We start from the raw sequence: 15,869 nt of genomic DNA, 5'->3' as shown, positions 1-15,869 counted from the left end.
TCTAAACCCCTTTCTTATCTCTTAACAAATAGATGGTGTCAAGCTGCACCTTTTCACTTACCTGCTGAACATCTTTTATCGTGATCTCACTGATCTCTTTTAACAGATCTTGTAGTTTGCGCGGATTCCCGCTGACAATTCCGTTAAAAGCAAACTCAATCATCATTCTGCCACTATCTAGTAGCTCTTTGTACTGATTATATAAAGTTGCCTTGGTCATACTCATTTCTTCTTCAGAGATGGTACCTTTTTTCATTAATTCCATTTGCTCTTTAATAATCGTGACAGCTTTTTCATAATTACTGGAATCAATACCAGACATCATCATTAATATCCCTTTATGACTCTCCAGCCGTGATACAGCGTAATAGGCTAAACTTGCTTTTTCACGAACGTTTAAAAACAGTTTGGAGTGAGGAAAGCTTCCCAAAATCCCGTTATACACCAGTAAGGCTGGGTATTCTGGATCCTTATAAGTTATATGCGTTCGACAACCCATGTTAAGTTTCGCTTGAGCTACATCCAATTGGTCAATTACTTCTTTTACTTCTGAAACAGCCTCTTCAGTGTGTTGCATTGTTACCGGAATGGCTGCTGGCTGACGCTCCGGTAGATTAATATGCGCTGTAATCCACTCTTTTACATTAGATGCTTCCACATCACCTACAATAAACAAATGAATCGGATTCTCACGTAATAAAGTATGATAATATTCGGTAAGCGAAGCAGCATCTATCTGCTGTAAATCTTCAACATCACCGTATGGAGATACCGCATATGGCTCTCCTTTGCACATTTCCTCGGTAATTCGTTGATTTGCATAGCGCATTTTATCGTTAATAATACTTTCAATCCGTTGTTGTAATGACTTTTTCTCAGATTCTACAATCTCCGTAGAAAAAACTCCATCGACAAGAAGCGGACGTGTCATCACATCGCCTACAAATTGAACTGCCGATTCTACTAAAGAGGATTCGTTGTGTAAGTATCTTTCATTAGCTACTTCCATATAAATTTGAAGGAGTTGGCGCTCTCCTTTTTTTGACACGTCCACATCAAAAATTGCACCGTATAAATGATCCAGATGCTCACTTAATTTTTGTGGCTCTGGGAATCTCGCTGTTGCTCGTTTTAACACTAGAGAGAGTAGGGCAGTTTTTGTGGCAACCTCTTTACTTAATACCTGTTCGATTTGAACCATAATGGTAATCGTCTTAAATTTCTGTGTAGGCAGCATATGTACATTCATGCCGGGAACCTCTATCGGGATAAATGAAATTTCATGTTCTTGGATAGCCATTTGGTCATCTCCCTTCATTTTAACGTGTCTTCCTATATTTTACCCAAAATCAAAAGGTTACAGTAAAAATTCTACTCTCCAATGGGCTTCAAGGCTAGAAAATATGGCTTTGCCTAAACGTTCGTCTAGACAAAGCCTTTAAAGTGCTACTATGGATAACAACCATAAATTACCCTACTCTTCAAGAAAGAAACTGTTATGAGACGATTCCGTTCCCTAAAAGTCACTAGTATCCCAATCGTCTAATGTTCCAATCCCTGCTTCGCTATCGTCAAATCGTCCACAAACAGGATTTAAGCAGAGAATACCGTGCAACTGGCTATCCTGAAATACATGGCCTCGTTCAAACCCGCAATAAGGGCAATTCCACATTTGTATCCACCCCTTACAATTAAACATCGTCCCATAGTTTTCCCCTGATTATCTTTTGTTATAACGATAAAAGTTGCTTGATATAAGAAAAAGTTTGTAAGAGACCCTTATTTCTTGGGATTTAAATAGCAAAGCATGCAAAAAAGGTTGCCTCACATGGAGACAACCTTTCCTATTTACAAGAACTTATCTTGATCCAGTCTCATATGGTTTACCTACTGCTGCAGGAGCACTAGATTTACCTACTACCCCAGCAAGTACCAAGATTGTTACTACGTAAGGTAGCATATACATGAATTCTACTGGAATATTCCAGCCGAAGAACTGAATCAATGTTTTCACGGATTGAGCTAGACCGAAGAATAAAGCTGCTCCCATCGCACCAAGTGGATGCCATTTACCAAAGATCATCGCTGCAATGGCAATAAAACCTTGTCCAGAAATTGTATTGTGCGAGAAGTTAGATGTAGTGGTTAGTGCAACTGTTGCTCCACCTAGAGCAGCAAGCGCACCACTAATCATAACAGCTATATAACGAGTGCGTGCTACATTAATCCCAGCAGTATCAGCTGCTCTTGGATGCTCCCCTACAGAACGCAGGCGCAAACCAAATGCTGTCTTAAACAAGACGAACCAGACAACTGCTACAAGAATAAATGCAATATAGCTTGTTGGATATCCTTGGAATAATGCTCGACCAAAGAATGGTATATCACTTAAAAAAGGAATTTCCCATTTCGTAAAAACTTCAGTCAGCGTCTTCGTTTGACCAGCACCATCAAACATCACTTTTGTCAAGTAAACAGCAAGTCCAGTTGCCAAAAAGTTAAGGGCTACCCCACTGATTACCTGATCAGCCTTAAAAGTAATCGAGGCAAGGGCATGTGGAAGTGAGAAAATAATCCCTGCGATACCAGCTGCAAAAAATCCTATCCACGGAGCATACGGAGCCGGTTCTAACATGAATGTAACGACCGCACCTACAAAGGCACCCATTACCATTATACCTTCAATCCCGATGTTAACGATCCCCGAACGTTCGGAAATAACACCACCCAATGCTGCGAAGATTAGAGCTGTAGAAAATACAATAGTATCATGTAAGAGGTCTCCACCCATTGCTAACCATGCCATATTACAGCACCTCCTTGTCTTTTTTCTTCGCAAGGATAGGCTTCAGGAAGTAACGTACGATTCCATGAGCTGCTACGAAGAAAATAACAGATGCTATTACTACACGAATTAATTCGACTGGAACGCCTGCACCCAGTTTCATACCACCTGCACCAAATGTCAGGATACCAAACAGAATGGCACCAAATATGACACCTATAGGGGTATTACCACCTATCAAGGCTACAGCTATTCCGTCAAAGCCATAACCTGGAAGAGCAGCAGAAATCGCTTGGTAGTGGAATACACCCAGGATTTCACACGCTCCACCGATACCAGCCAGGGCACCAGAGATAAACATAGCTTTCACAACGTTTTTGTTAACGTTCATTCCGGCATATTCTGCCGCATGCGGATTAACACCTGTTGCACGAAGTTCAAAACCTGTTCTTGTTTTCCATAAAACGATATAGAAGATAAATGCAGCGCCTAATGCAATCAAAGTTCCCCAGTGAAGGCGAGCACTATCAAACATTTCGGAAAGCCATCCAATATTAATCATAGCTGATTCTTTAATCGTTTCTGAACGTTGTTGTCCTTCAGGAACAAGAGTTGTAGTCAAGATAAAGTTAACCAGATAAAGCGCTGTCCAGTTTAACATGATCGTTGTAATTACCTCATGCACCCCACGAACAGCTTTTAACCAACCCGCAAATGCTGCCCATAGTCCACCTGCTAACATACTACCAACAATCGTAATTGGAGCATGTAGAAAAAACGGAAGATCCAATTTAACTCCAAGATACACCGCTGTAACCATACCCATCAAGAACTGACCTTCAACCCCGATATTAAACATACCGGTACGGAATGCAAATGCTACAGCCAAACCTGAGAAAATGAGAGGAGTAATTTGACGAATTGTTTCACCAAAGTTGTACATATCTCCAAATACTTTATCAAACAAAGCTACATATGCTTCAATTGGATTAAAACCACCTGCAAGCATGGCAAAAGCACCAACAATAAGACCAAAAATGATAGCTACAACAGGAACGAGGAATGAATCTTTCGTAAATACTTGTACAAATTTATTCACCCTGTGTGCCTCCTTGCATGCGTTTTCCACCAGACATCATCAAGCCCAATTCTTCTTCGTTAGTCGTTTTTGGATCTACGACACCAACAATTTGGCCTTCATAGATAACAGCAATGCGATCGGACACATTACGAATCTCATCTAGTTCAAACGAGATCAAAAGAACTGCTTTTCCTTTGTCACGTTGTTCAATAAGACGCTTGTGAATGAACTCAATTGCCCCTACATCCAAACCACGAGTAGGCTGCGCTGCGATCAGTAAATCTGGATCTCCATCTACTTCACGAGCAATGATTCCTTTTTGCTGATTACCACCAGACAATGCACGAGCAAGCGTATGGATGCTTGGTGTACGCACATCGAATTCTTCGATTAATTTCGTAGCATGCACATTAATCTTATCGTAATCAAGGAATCCTTTTTTGTTATATTCATCCATGTAGTAACTTTTTAAAACGAGGTTTTCTGCTACGCTAAAGTCTAGCACAAGACCGCGTTTATGCCTGTCTTCTGGTATATTAGCCAATCCCTCTTCTGAAATATATCGGGGAGTCTTATTCATGATTTCTTTACCATTAATCGTGACAGAACCTGACTGAGCTTTTTGTAGTCCAGTTAATACCTCGATCAACTCACTTTGACCATTACCGTCTACCCCTGCAATACCGAGGATCTCCCCAGCTTTCACTTCAAAAGAAATACCATTTAAGGCATTCACTCCGCGATTACCCATCGCAGTTACATTATTTACAGATAAAATAGTTTGTTTAGGACTTGCCTCAGTTTTATCAACAGTAAATGTAACCTCACGACCAACCATTTTTGATGCAAGCTCATTTATGTTGGTCTCTTTAACAGTGAGAGTATCAATTGTTTTACCGCGACGAATAATTGTTACACTGTCACATACAGCCATAATTTCTTTTAATTTATGCGTGATCAAGATGATCGTTTTACCCTCTTTAACAAGATTATGCATAATATCAATAAGTTCTAGAATCTCTTGAGGAGTAAGAACGGCTGTTGGTTCATCAAAAATCAGAATATCGGCACCGCGATATAATGTTTTTAGGATTTCAACACGTTGCTGCATCCCTACAGAAATGTCAGCAATTTTGGCATAAGGATCTACCTTTAAACCATATTGTTCGGATAGTTCCTGAACTTTTTTTGCAGCCGATGCAATATCTATCTTTAACCCTGCTTTAGGTTCTTTTCCGAGAATAATATTTTCTGTAACTGTGAATGGATCAACAAGCATAAAATGTTGATGGACCATCCCAATACCCATTTCATTTGCAATGTTTGGACTCGTAATTTTTACAGGTGATTCATTAATAAGAATTTCACCTTCTTCTGGTTGATACAAACCAAACAGAACGTTCATCAGCGTTGATTTACCTGCGCCGTTTTCTCCCAATAGCGCATGAATCTCGCCTTTTTTCACTTTTAGATTAATGTTGTCATTCGCAATTATTCCAGGAAATCGCTTCGTGATTCCTCTCATTTCTACGACTGTTTGTACGTTACTCATGTTTTTCACCCCGTCTTTTGGGTTACCCTTCTTTATGGAAACAACAAGGCTAGTTAGTTAACTAGCCTTGTCGGACTTACTGCTATAACTAAAATAATTTTTAAATTAATTAAGGTTTCTCTGGAACAGTGATTTCGCCAGAGATGATTTTTGCTTTAAACTCATCAACTTTTTTCAGAACTTCAGCTGGTAGAGTTTTTAAAGAAGACTCGGAAAGACCTACTGCATTATCTTTCAAACCAAGATTAATTGTTTTTCCGCCTTCGAATTTACCTTCAGCCATATCTTTAGAAACCTGAATTACAGCTTCATCTACTTTTTTAACCATGGAAGTAAGAGTTACGTCTTCACCAAAGTTGATAGATTGGTCTTTATCTACACCGATAACCCATACATCTGCACCGTTTTTCTTGCGAGCAGTTGCTTCGTTAAATACGCCATCACCAGTTCCGCCAGAAGCGTGGAAGATGATGTCTACACCTTGAGAGTACATGCTAGAAGCAGTAGATTTACCAAGGTCTGGTTTATCAAATGCACCAGTGTAGATAGAAACTACTTCAGCGTTAGGGTTAGCAGCTTTTACACCAGCTTTGAAACCAGCTTCGAAACGCTCGATAACTGGAATCTTGATTCCGCCAACGAAACCAATTTTGTTAGATTTAGACATTTCAGCTGCAACTACACCAACAAGGAATGAACCTTCTTGCTCTTTAAACATTACAGAAGTAACATTTGGAGCAGCAACTTCACCATCGACGATAGCTAGTTTAGCATCAGGGTTTTGCTCTGCTACTTGTTTGATTGGATCAGCAAGCAAGAAACCGATACCCCATGTTAGATCCCATTTGTCTTTTACGAAAGTGTTCAAGTTAGGTACATACTCTGCATCACCTGTACTTTGTGCGTATTGCACGTTAATTCCTGTTTCAGATTGCAGTTTTTGCAAACCTTCCCATGCACTTTGGTTGAAAGAGTTGTCATTAACACCACCAACGTCAGTAACCATTCCAATTTTCTTATCAGATTTTTGTTCTGCTGCAGGCGCACCACTTTCGCTTCCAGAAGGCTCGGCTGGTTTTTGGCCGCAACCAGTCAAAGCAAGAGAAAGGCTCAGGGTCGCCACGGAAATGACGGATAGGATCTTTTTATTCATGCTTGTGATACCCCCAATGATCATTTTTATGTAGACTTTGGATAACCTAGCAGCCCAGGCAAAGAAAGCCTGTCTATATAAACAGAGAAAAGGGCTTTTTAACAAAAACTTGAACAAACAAGAATTTCACGAGCAGATACATGAAAACTTATTTATTCATAACTCTTCTCTCCTTACAGGAATAGGCATTTTTTCCTATTCATTGGCATGCTAGCGTTTTCTTTGGTCCGTAGAAATTTTAACCCATGTACAGGGTGTATGCAAGGGAATTTTTGTTCACTATCTTCTTTCCGTTTTTTCATGTCACGGCTTTTCAAGACTAAACTGAATCCCTCTCATCAATTTCTGTACATGTAAGATGTCTGAATTAAATAATTCACTTCGGTTAATCCTATGAAATTTGACTTTCTGACGAGGGTTTAGGTATTTTGACCTCTCTTGGTTTACTCCCCTCGTATGGTCCTACTATATGTTGCGCTTCCATCATGTCAATCAATCTGGCAGCTCTCGTATAACCAATTCGCAACCTGCGTTGCAGAAGGGAAGCAGAGGCAGTCTGTGCTTCCGCAACTATCTGTACAGCTTGGTCATACAGTTCATCATCAATTACGGTTTGTGGCTCGTCCTTGGTCTCTTCTGGAATCATCTCCTCGCTGTATTTAGCTTCTTGTTGATTTTTCACAAAGGAAACTACTTCTTCTACTTCTTTATCAGCAACAAATGCTCCCTGCACACGAACTGGCTTTGATGCGCCCATCGGCAGGAAAAGCATGTCACCACGACCTAATAATTTTTCTGCCCCGCCCATATCAAGTATAGTGCGAGAATCAGCCATAGATGATACTCCAAAAGCAATACGAGAAGGAATATTTGCTTTAATAACTCCCGTGATAACATCAACAGAAGGTCTCTGCGTAGCAATTAACAAATGAATTCCAGCTGCACGTGCCATTTGAGCTAGTCGGCAAATGGCATCCTCTACTTCACCTGGTGCTACCATCATCAAATCAGCTAACTCGTCCACAATTACGACAATAAACGGCAACGGAGCTGCTTTTGGGTCTTGCCCATCTTCCTGAACAAATTGATTGTACATTTCGATATTGCGGCAGTTATTTTGTGAAAACAAATTGTATCTGCGCTCCATTTCCGCAACAACCTTTTTCAAAGCAACAGAGGCACGTTTTGGATCTGTTACCACAGGAGCCAACAGATGGGGAATCCCATTATATACATTTAATTCCACCATTTTCGGATCAATCATCATCAGCTTTACTTCGTTTGGTTTCGCCCGGAAAAGAATACTCATGATAATTCCGTTTACACATACAGATTTACCACTTCCTGTGGCACCTGCAACGAGTAAATGAGGCATTTTGGTTAAATCCGCTAAGATTGGTTCACCAGAAATATCTCTTCCGAGTGCAACTGTCAATTTACCCCCAGATTGTTGAATGTGGGGACTTTCTAACACTTCTCGAAGTGTTACGATCGATACTTCATTATTGGGAACTTCAATCCCGATAGCAGACTTCCCTGGGATCGGAGCTTCAATTCGTATGTCTTTAGCAGCTAGAGCCAATGCCAAATCGTCGGTTAAGCTGACAATTCTGCTTACTTTTACCCCTGTAGCTGGCTGAACTTCATATCTGGTAACAGCAGGACCACGATGAATTTCAGACACAATTGCACTTACACCAAAGCTTTTCAGCGTCTGCACTAATTTGGCGGCGTTGGAAGCATGATCAATATCCTTCATATTATGACCAGCTTTTGGCAAGGTAAGCATAGAAAGCTCAGGTATAATATAACTTTGCTCCTGTTCCTGCGCTTTATCCTGAAAATTCATAGGTACATCAATCTGTTCATCTGCCAAGGCTTTAGTCGTAGAAGCCCGTTTCGTCTGCACGTCAGCAGGTTGTTTTGGACTCTCGTCAATTGCATCTTGGACACGCTCCGTAAAATCGCGTATGACAGGTGGTGTAAATGAAGTTTCTATTGGCTGCGATTCCGTCCACGGTGGCTGTTCAGAAGAGGACTCTGAATGAAGAGCTCCTGCTGAGGTTGCAGCCAATTGGTTGTCATCGATTCCTTTTTTCTGTGATTCAAGCTTTTTCTTCTCTTTTTCCTCTTGAAGCAATTGTAACGATTCTTTGACAGATTCTTTTGATTTTCCATATGCAGATTGGGCTTTGGTGCGGATAAAATTCAATAAATCTACATAAGAGAATTGGAAGATAAACATCAGACCAACAAGGAAAAATAGTGCAATGACAAGTCCGGTACCCATTGTTCCAATCAATGCATTGGTCAATGTAAATAGAACGGCACCTATCATCCCTCCACCTACATTTACTGTAGAAACCTTCTGTCCATGATCCTCCAAAATAAGTTGCCATGTGTGACCAATCATATTTTGATTAAATCGCCCGTTGAATGAAAGCTGTTGATACAACTCCAGGTGACTCCACAGCATAATACCTGCAAATACAAGAAAAAAGCCAAATAATCTCGGGCTAAGCCTAGGTAGACTGCGAGCAAACATCATGTAAGCTGATGTTGCTATGAAAACAATTGGGATAATAAAATCCCAGGAACCTGCCATTATTCGAAATAAAAAGGCAAGAACATTCTTGCCAAGCCATCCACTCTCTAACAAACCAATAACACTTAAAAAGATTACAATGATACCGATTAGTTCCAGTCTTATGAGAGAGGCCCATGCAGGTTTGCTAGATTTCTTCTTCCTTCTGCTCATGATTTGCCCCCTTTTGCCTTACACTCCCACCATATTTATCCTTACCATTACTTCAAGCAACTTCTATGTAAATCCTGCCTCGCGGGGGGAGCTTGCTACAGAAAAAAGACAGCCGGATCTGTAAGCTCCGGCTGTAGTGATTGTCAATCTAGTATATCACAAAAAATACTAAGAAATACAGGAAATACACCTTAAAAAGAGGGGTGAAATGATACAATTTGTCCGGGTGCGTATGCTGGATTCGTATAATCCATTGGGTCAGGACTAATTAGGCGCACGATCTTGCCTTCATATGTATTAACCGGTTCTACCAGCATGAGTACTTCTCCTACTTTTATTTCGTGTAATTGCTGCTTCTCAAGCTTATCCTGATCTGCAAAAATGATCTCCATCGGAACGGTCGAATAAATGATCATTGTAGCACCGCCTCATTTTTTCGCTGTGCCTCAATTAATTCATTTAATTTATTCATCGCTTTTCCTAATCCACCAACTTCATTAATTAATCCATAGGAGACAGCGTCAGCGCCAATGACATTAGTTCCAATATCCCTCGTCAACTCACCTGTTGTCATCATGAGATCACGAAACTTTTGCTCCGAGATATCAGAGTTACGCGCCACGAAATGAACGACCCGATCTTGCATTTTATCCAGATATTCAAAGGTTTGCGGTACTCCTATTACTAACCCTGTAAGCCTGATCGGATGGATAGTCATTGTGGCAGTCTCGGCGATGAACGAGTAATCACCTGCTACCGCAATCGGTACACCGATAGAATGTCCTCCACCAAGCACCAGGGTTACGACTGGCTTTGACATGGATGAAATCATTTCAGCCAACGCAAGACCCGCCTCTACATCTCCACCCACCGTGTTTAAAATAACCATGAGCCCCTCAATCTTTTTGTTTTGTTCCGCTGCTACCAATTGCGGAATGATATGCTCATATTTGGTTGTTTTGTTTTGCGGAGGGAGCTGAATATGTCCTTCTACTTGCCCGATAATCGTTAAACAGTAAATATTACTCTCCAATTGAGGTACGTTTGTTTGACCCAATTGAGTAATACTATCTAGCATGCGTTTTTTTGTTTCTTCCGACGGCTCTTCTTCTGATTTCGTTTCTTGCGGTTGGCGCGGCAGAGCTTGAGGTGGTGCTGGTTGATCTGGTTGTTGTTGTGAGCCAAAAGGTAGTTGGCGATTGTTATTTTGCACATCGGACCGAAGTGCGGAAATTGATGAAGTAGATGGCTTTCGCAAGTAATCCATAGGATTCATTCAGGATGACCTCCTTTTTGCTGTTGTTAGTATGAGTTAGAGGTCTTTATTCCATGCATTGGAAGGTCAAGAGTAATGCGACATATTTCTGTAACTCTTCCTACTTTGACTATAAAGATTTCTTTTTCTTATTTTTACTTCGGTTTGTAAAAATTGATAGCAGCTCATTTTCCCTGTTTTCATAAAAACGAAGGGACCATGTAGTTAGTCGAAGGTTAGGAACTAGCTTATAACAAGCATAAGCCGAGGTAGTTCCGATCAGCATTCCTACTAAAACGTCAAGAGGATAATGTACGCCTACCCCAATGCGGGAGATCGCAACAAAAAGGGCTAGTAGTACCCAAAAGAGTCTGAATTTTTTTCGAAATAAGAAGAACGTAACACAAAAGGTAAAGAAAAGGATGGTGTGGTCACTCGGAAAAGAATTATTTACTCCTTTTTCTATTAGCTGATTTACATCTGCCAATACAGCGAAAGGCTGATAATTGAAATAAAATTGACCAGCTATTTTCCCCATTATTTCTCCTATGATAAAAGAAATACCTCCGCTTATCATCATCATTCTATTCGAGTGAATTCTGGAAAACCATTGGAATAACACATATAAAAGTAAGAGATAAACCGTATATTCCGCAATGATTACAAATACGGGATTTAAAGCTGTATACTGCTTGCCCAAATCATTAATTACTCGAAATAAAGCTATATTTTGCTCAATTAGGTCCATATCCATATCCTCCAAAAATAAGTCTGATAGAGGAAATGTACCTCATCTATTAAACTGGAAACATCGATTCAGCTTACAGTGATAGCGATAAATATTACAATCTTGTAAGGTTTATCTATCACACCATATTTCTGGGGATTCTTCACATAAAAAAAGGGCGATCGTTCTTCGGTTTACTCCCGAAAAATAATCGCCTCAAAAATGATTACTCCATTCGATTTGTAATCATATAAATGGATATTTAGTTACCTACAAAACCTTACTCACTGAATCAAAAAACCATTTGGTAACAACTTGTGGTCTTGTTATGGCACTACCAACCACTACTGCATATGCCCCCAACTGGATGGCTTTTGCAGCTTGTTCAGGTGTATTAAAATTACCTTCTGCAATCACTGGATGTTTACACTCTTTAATAAGTTGTTCTAGCACTTCGAATTTATCAACATCTTTAGATTGTGGAGTATAACCAATTAAAGTGGTTCCAATATAATCAAATCCTAATTGGTCTGCGCGCAGTCCTTCCTCAATCGTTGATATATCCGCCATAAATTTTTGTGAGGGATATTTAAAAAACAGTGATTGTAAAAATTCTTCCTCTTGATCGATCGTCGCATCAACGGCAATGATCTCTACTCCCGTTTTCACAAGAGCATCAACTTCTGCAAAGGTTGGTGTAATATACGGCTTGATGTTTGGATATTCTTTTTTTATGATCCCAATAATGGGTAAGTCCACATGCTTTTTAATCTCTTCAATATCAGCTGTACTGTTAGCACGTATACCGACTGCACCACCTTGCAATGCCGCTATAGCCATACGTCCCATAATAAATGAACTATGAAGCGGCTCTTCTGGCAATGCCTGGCATGATACAATTAGTCCCCTGTTCACTTATTTGTTCCTCCATTGTATTCGTTATTCTTCTCCAATAACCTCGTTGATTTTTTGTTTGATTAAATCTGCTTTTGCTCCAAAGACAGCCTGTATTCCGCCTTTAACCTCAAGGACCGCTGTTGCCCCCAATCCTTTAATCGTTTCCTTATCAACTAGAGAAACATCTTTAACAGCAACACGAAGTCTCGTAATACATGCGTCAACATCTTCTATGTTCTCTCGTCCACCTAATGCATCAAGCACCTGTAACGCCGTGTCCGCAATGGTTCCTTTTGTTTCAATGGAAACTTCTTCCCCATCGCTCTCACGTCCTGGTGTTGCAACTTTAAATTTCGTAATCAAAACTCGGAAAGTAACATAGTATAGAACGGCCCAAACAGCACCAACCATCAAGACATATATCCAATTCGTCTTGTCATTTCCTTGCAATACTCCAAATAATAAATAGTCGATTGCTCCACCTGAGAACGTATTACCGATGCGGATAGACAAAATATCCGCAACCAAGAAGGACAGCCCATCAAGTAAGGCATGGATTACATATAACCAAGGAGCAACAAACAAGAACATAAACTCAATTGGTTCGGTTATACCAGTTAAGAAAGATGTAAGGGCTGCACTAAAAAACAATCCAAATACTAACTTTCTTCTTTTTACAGGTACACAATGATACATCGCCAGACAAGCAGCTGGAAGACCAAACATCATGGTTGCAAACCTTCCCGCAAAAAAGCGTGTTCCGTCAGAAAACATACCAACGTGATTAGGATTAGCCAGCTCTGCAAAGAAGATTTTTTGTGCGCCCACTACTTGCTGACCGGAAACCGTAGCTACTCCACCTAGCTCTGTATACCAGAACATTGGATAAATCATATGATGCAGACCAACAGCTCCGGTTAATCGTAACAAGAATCCATAGAAAAATGTTCCGATTGAACCCATTCCCGAAATAGCTGTTCCCGCTGATACCAACCATCCTTGGAAGGTAGGCCAAATTAGGAAAAAGATCATGGCAACAAAAATGGCACTAAACGAAGAAACAATCGGGATAAAGCGTGATCCACCAAAAAATCCCAAAAAGGCAGGTAACTGAATTGCCCGATAGCGATTATGCAAATACGTTACCAAGCAACCCATTGCAATCGATCCTACTACTCCCGTATCGATTGATTCAACACTCGGATTAAAAACGGTAATCATGGCAGAAATAGATGCGTTCATTACCAGGAAAGCAACTGCTGCTGCAAGACCTGCTGTACCTTTATCTTTTGTAGCTAACCCAACAGCAAGACCAATACACATAATAAGTGCGAGATTAGCAAAAACAACATTTCCTGCAGCTGACATAATTTGAAAAATGGCTTGTAAAAACGATGTGTCTAAAAAAGGATATGCTGCAACTGTGTTGGGGTTTGATAAAGCTCCACCGATTCCTAACAGTAGACCTGCTGCTGGTAGGATTGCAATCGGTAACATAAATGCTTTACCAAGTTTTTGCAATTGTTTAAACATCATATTTTCCTCCCTTTCTCCTCTTTTGTCATGTGATAATTGTATTATATGAAATAATTTTAGTAAATAGAATACCTCTGAAATTATTTTATTTTATATGATTTTTCTTTCTCCAAAATAAAAAAAACGATGTTATTGAAGTCCAATAACATCGGGAACTAGCTAATGTTGTAAAGTTTTATGTATGTAGACGACTATAATCAATGATTGTATCTACTGTTATTTGCATTCTATCCTTGAGATTCGAATCTCGTAACAAGATTGTGCATAACAAATCTATTGCATACATAACGGAAAACTGGCTATTGATAAATCGTTCCTTATCAATAAACAGAGCGTTCGAAACGGTAATAGACGAATCGGACTGCTGAGCTAAGCTACTCTCGGAAAAACTGGTGAAACATATCACTTTGCATTGATTATTCTTAGCAATTCTAGCCGCATCAACAACCTCTGTTGTTTCACCTGAATTCGAAATAGCAATTACAAAATCATCGGTTGTCAGAATGGAACTATTGATGAGCATTAAATGTGAATCAGTAATGCTTTGGACGTTGAATCCCATCCTCATTAGGCGAAGCATGAGCTCAGTAGCTGTAAGACCGGAGCTTCCCACGCCATATATGTAAATTCGGGATGCTTTTCTAACTTGATCAGCAAGGTTAATTAATTCATTGATATCTAGAAATTGGTTCGTTCGATCGATAACCGTCTTGTAAAAATTATAGACCTGTCCAGCAATATTGTTATCAGCTGATACTTGCTCTCGCGCTACTAATCCTCCCAGTTGAACCTTCAATTCAGCAAAATTTTTACACCCTATTTTTTTGCAAAAATGAGTGATGGTTCCATTAGACACACCAACATTTTTAGCTAAAACAGAAATATTCATGTTTTTAATGGTCATCCCATTTTGTAGGATATAGTTCGCTATCGCCTGTTCTTTTTTAGAAAAACTCGGATATTGCTGTTGAATTACCATGAGGATATCCATCTATTCACCACCATTAATTGGAAATTTTAGCATAAAAGAATACTCGATTCAATGTAAATTATCCATATTTATGTAGCTTAACCTGTACAAGTAACTTTCTTCACTTTACACTAGAAAGTCCACTAGTATCCAGTATTAATCCTTATTTTTTGACAAATCCATACAAGATAGCGCTTGTCAAAATAATAGTGAAAGTGAAAAGCCGTATCCCTCTAATGAGATACGGCTTCTGCATCATTGTACGAGTAACGTACATGTTACTTTCCTTTCTACCGGTATTATTGAGCTCACTTCTATACTGAAGTATGACACTATGTCTGAGTCAATCTTGAAAAATTTCTTTTTTTTGAAACGAAGATGTTTTGATACACGTATTTATATAAGAGGAAAAAATATTATGCTAGTTCATCATTGAGAGAGTTATACAGTAAAACAGAGAGGAAATGATCTTGTTGAAAAAAATAAAAGTAATCTGGAGTTGGACAAAAACGATTGGATTTTCTTTGGCACTAGCAGTGTTTATTAACATATTTGTTTTACAAACATATAAGGTGGACGGCCATTCAATGGACCCTACACTACAAGACCAGGAACGGATATTTGTATCGAAACTATCCCATACATTCGCGTATCTCCCTGAGTACGGTGATATCGTCGTAATCGACAAACGGGTAGATCGAACTCGTTCCTTACTGGATGATTTTTCGGAAAATCCGCTGGTACAGTTACTAACAGGAAGTGAAGATGAAGAATCTTTCTGGGTGAAACGTGTCATAGGTAAGCCTGGAGATATCCTGGAATTTAAGAAGAACATGGTATTTAGAAATGACCAACCACTAAACGAGCCATACATCAAAGAAATGATGTTATACCAACCAGATAAAAAAATTGTCGTCCCTGAGAACCATGTGTTTGTTATGGGAGATAATCGTAACAATAGCAAGGATAGTAGAGCTATTGGGGTAATTCCACTCAATCATGTTATGGGTAAGAAAATGTTTTCATCAGATTAGATGATAGAGAAGTTCACAAATATTCTAATACATGTATAAACAAAAGTGCCATAAACCTTATTTAAGGATTATGGCTTATATTTATGAGGTTCTAGGCATACGTCTCCATGCGTGTAGAGAC

At 39.6% G+C, this 15,869-nt stretch carries 14 protein-coding genes; 1 reads left to right on the top strand and 13 read right to left on the bottom strand.

Annotated elements, in window-relative coordinates; translation table 11 throughout:
- Position 1 precedes the first annotated feature (1 nt).
- The 13 genes from yfmF to LM917_RS08685 all read right to left on the bottom strand — a co-directional run bounded on the left by yfmF (position 2) and on the right by LM917_RS08685 (position 14,735).
- A complete protein-coding gene (gene yfmF, locus LM917_RS08745) occupies positions 2 to 1,300 on the bottom strand; it encodes an EF-P 5-aminopentanol modification-associated protein YfmF (protein WP_232697114.1) in 1,299 nt (432 codons plus the stop codon).
- Between the two features lie 216 nt (positions 1,301 to 1,516).
- Positions 1,517 to 1,672: a hypothetical protein gene (locus LM917_RS08740; RefSeq protein ID WP_232697113.1), complete on the bottom strand. Its 156-nt coding sequence runs from the start codon at positions 1,670 to 1,672 to the stop codon at positions 1,517 to 1,519.
- 186 nt (positions 1,673 to 1,858) lie between these two features.
- Positions 1,859 to 2,806, bottom strand: coding sequence for an ABC transporter permease (locus tag LM917_RS08735; protein ID WP_232697112.1), 948 nt, complete (start codon positions 2,804 to 2,806; stop codon positions 1,859 to 1,861).
- 1 nt (position 2,807) lies between these two features.
- Positions 2,808 to 3,884, bottom strand: a complete 1,077-nt coding sequence (locus LM917_RS08730; protein WP_232697111.1) for an ABC transporter permease — start codon at positions 3,882 to 3,884, stop codon at positions 2,808 to 2,810.
- Complete coding sequence (locus LM917_RS08725; RefSeq protein WP_232697110.1) at positions 3,877 to 5,418, bottom strand: ABC transporter ATP-binding protein; 1,542 nt, start codon at positions 5,416 to 5,418, stop codon at positions 3,877 to 3,879. The genes LM917_RS08730 and LM917_RS08725 overlap by 8 nt, the downstream gene beginning before the upstream one ends.
- Positions 5,419 to 5,527: 109 nt before the next feature.
- Positions 5,528 to 6,571 carry a BMP family lipoprotein gene (locus LM917_RS08720; RefSeq protein ID WP_232697109.1) on the bottom strand — a complete coding sequence of 348 codons (1,044 nt, stop codon included), beginning with the start codon at positions 6,569 to 6,571 and terminating at the stop codon, positions 5,528 to 5,530.
- 391 nt (positions 6,572 to 6,962) lie between these two features.
- Positions 6,963 to 9,329 carry an FtsK/SpoIIIE family DNA translocase gene (locus tag LM917_RS08715; RefSeq protein WP_232697108.1) on the bottom strand — a complete coding sequence of 789 codons (2,367 nt, stop codon included), beginning with the start codon at positions 9,327 to 9,329 and terminating at the stop codon, positions 6,963 to 6,965.
- Between the two features lie 191 nt (positions 9,330 to 9,520).
- On the bottom strand, positions 9,521 to 9,745 hold the full coding sequence (locus tag LM917_RS08710; RefSeq protein ID WP_232697107.1) for a YlzJ-like family protein: 225 nt from the start codon (positions 9,743 to 9,745) through the stop codon (positions 9,521 to 9,523).
- The gene (locus LM917_RS08705) at positions 9,742 to 10,605 is read right to left on the bottom strand and encodes a ClpP family protease (RefSeq protein WP_373688770.1); all 864 of its coding nucleotides are present in this window, start codon (positions 10,603 to 10,605) and stop codon (positions 9,742 to 9,744) included. Before LM917_RS08705 ends, LM917_RS08710 begins: the two co-directional genes overlap by 4 nt.
- A gap of 109 nt (positions 10,606 to 10,714) precedes the next feature.
- Entirely contained in the window at positions 10,715 to 11,332 is a 618-nt protein-coding gene (locus LM917_RS08700; RefSeq protein ID WP_232697106.1) for an undecaprenyl-diphosphatase, read from the bottom strand.
- Between the two features lie 249 nt (positions 11,333 to 11,581).
- Positions 11,582 to 12,226: an N-acetylmannosamine-6-phosphate 2-epimerase gene (locus tag LM917_RS08695; protein ID WP_232697105.1), complete on the bottom strand. Its 645-nt coding sequence runs from the start codon at positions 12,224 to 12,226 to the stop codon at positions 11,582 to 11,584.
- Positions 12,227 to 12,250: 24 nt separating this feature from the next.
- A complete protein-coding gene (locus tag LM917_RS08690) occupies positions 12,251 to 13,741 on the bottom strand; it encodes a PTS transporter subunit EIIC (protein ID WP_232697176.1) in 1,491 nt (496 codons plus the stop codon).
- A gap of 178 nt (positions 13,742 to 13,919) precedes the next feature.
- On the bottom strand, positions 13,920 to 14,735 hold the full coding sequence (locus tag LM917_RS08685) for a MurR/RpiR family transcriptional regulator (protein WP_232697104.1): 816 nt from the start codon (positions 14,733 to 14,735) through the stop codon (positions 13,920 to 13,922).
- 461 nt (positions 14,736 to 15,196) lie between these two features.
- Here LM917_RS08685 and lepB point away from each other — a divergent pair, with 461 nt between their 5' ends.
- Positions 15,197 to 15,748, top strand: coding sequence for a signal peptidase I (gene lepB, locus LM917_RS08680; RefSeq protein ID WP_232697175.1), 552 nt, complete (start codon positions 15,197 to 15,199; stop codon positions 15,746 to 15,748).
- Positions 15,749 to 15,869: the final 121 nt, after the last annotated feature.

This window comes from Brevibacillus daliensis (assembly GCF_021245735.1).
Classification (GTDB): Bacteria; Bacillota; Bacilli; order Brevibacillales; family Brevibacillaceae; genus Brevibacillus_B; species Brevibacillus_B daliensis.
This window is presented reverse-complemented; position numbering and strand designations above follow the sequence as displayed.

Bases quoted from the DNA above. Each gene is read 5' to 3' on its own strand.
- LM917_RS08725 (WP_232697110.1), bottom strand. From the start codon at position 5,418: ATGAGTAACGTACAAACAGTCGTAGAAATGAGAGGAATCACGAAGCGA.
- LM917_RS08690 (WP_232697176.1), bottom strand. From the start codon at position 13,741: ATGTTTAAACAATTGCAAAAACTTGGTAAAGCATTTATGTTACCGATT.
- LM917_RS08710 (WP_232697107.1), bottom strand. From the start codon at position 9,745: ATGATCATTTATTCGACCGTTCCGATGGAGATCATTTTTGCAGATCAG.
- LM917_RS08715 (WP_232697108.1), bottom strand. From the start codon at position 9,329: ATGAGCAGAAGGAAGAAGAAATCTAGCAAACCTGCATGGGCCTCTCTC.
- LM917_RS08720 (WP_232697109.1), bottom strand. From the start codon at position 6,571: ATGAATAAAAAGATCCTATCCGTCATTTCCGTGGCGACCCTGAGCCTT.
- LM917_RS08685 (WP_232697104.1), bottom strand. From the start codon at position 14,735: ATGGATATCCTCATGGTAATTCAACAGCAATATCCGAGTTTTTCTAAA.
- yfmF (WP_232697114.1), bottom strand. From the start codon at position 1,300: ATGGCTATCCAAGAACATGAAATTTCATTTATCCCGATAGAGGTTCCC.
- LM917_RS08740 (WP_232697113.1), bottom strand. From the start codon at position 1,672: ATGTGGAATTGCCCTTATTGCGGGTTTGAACGAGGCCATGTATTTCAG.
- LM917_RS08735 (WP_232697112.1), bottom strand. From the start codon at position 2,806: ATGGCATGGTTAGCAATGGGTGGAGACCTCTTACATGATACTATTGTA.
- LM917_RS08705 (WP_373688770.1), bottom strand. From the start codon at position 10,605: ATGAATCCTATGGATTACTTGCGAAAGCCATCTACTTCATCAATTTCC.
- LM917_RS08700 (WP_232697106.1), bottom strand. From the start codon at position 11,332: ATGGACCTAATTGAGCAAAATATAGCTTTATTTCGAGTAATTAATGAT.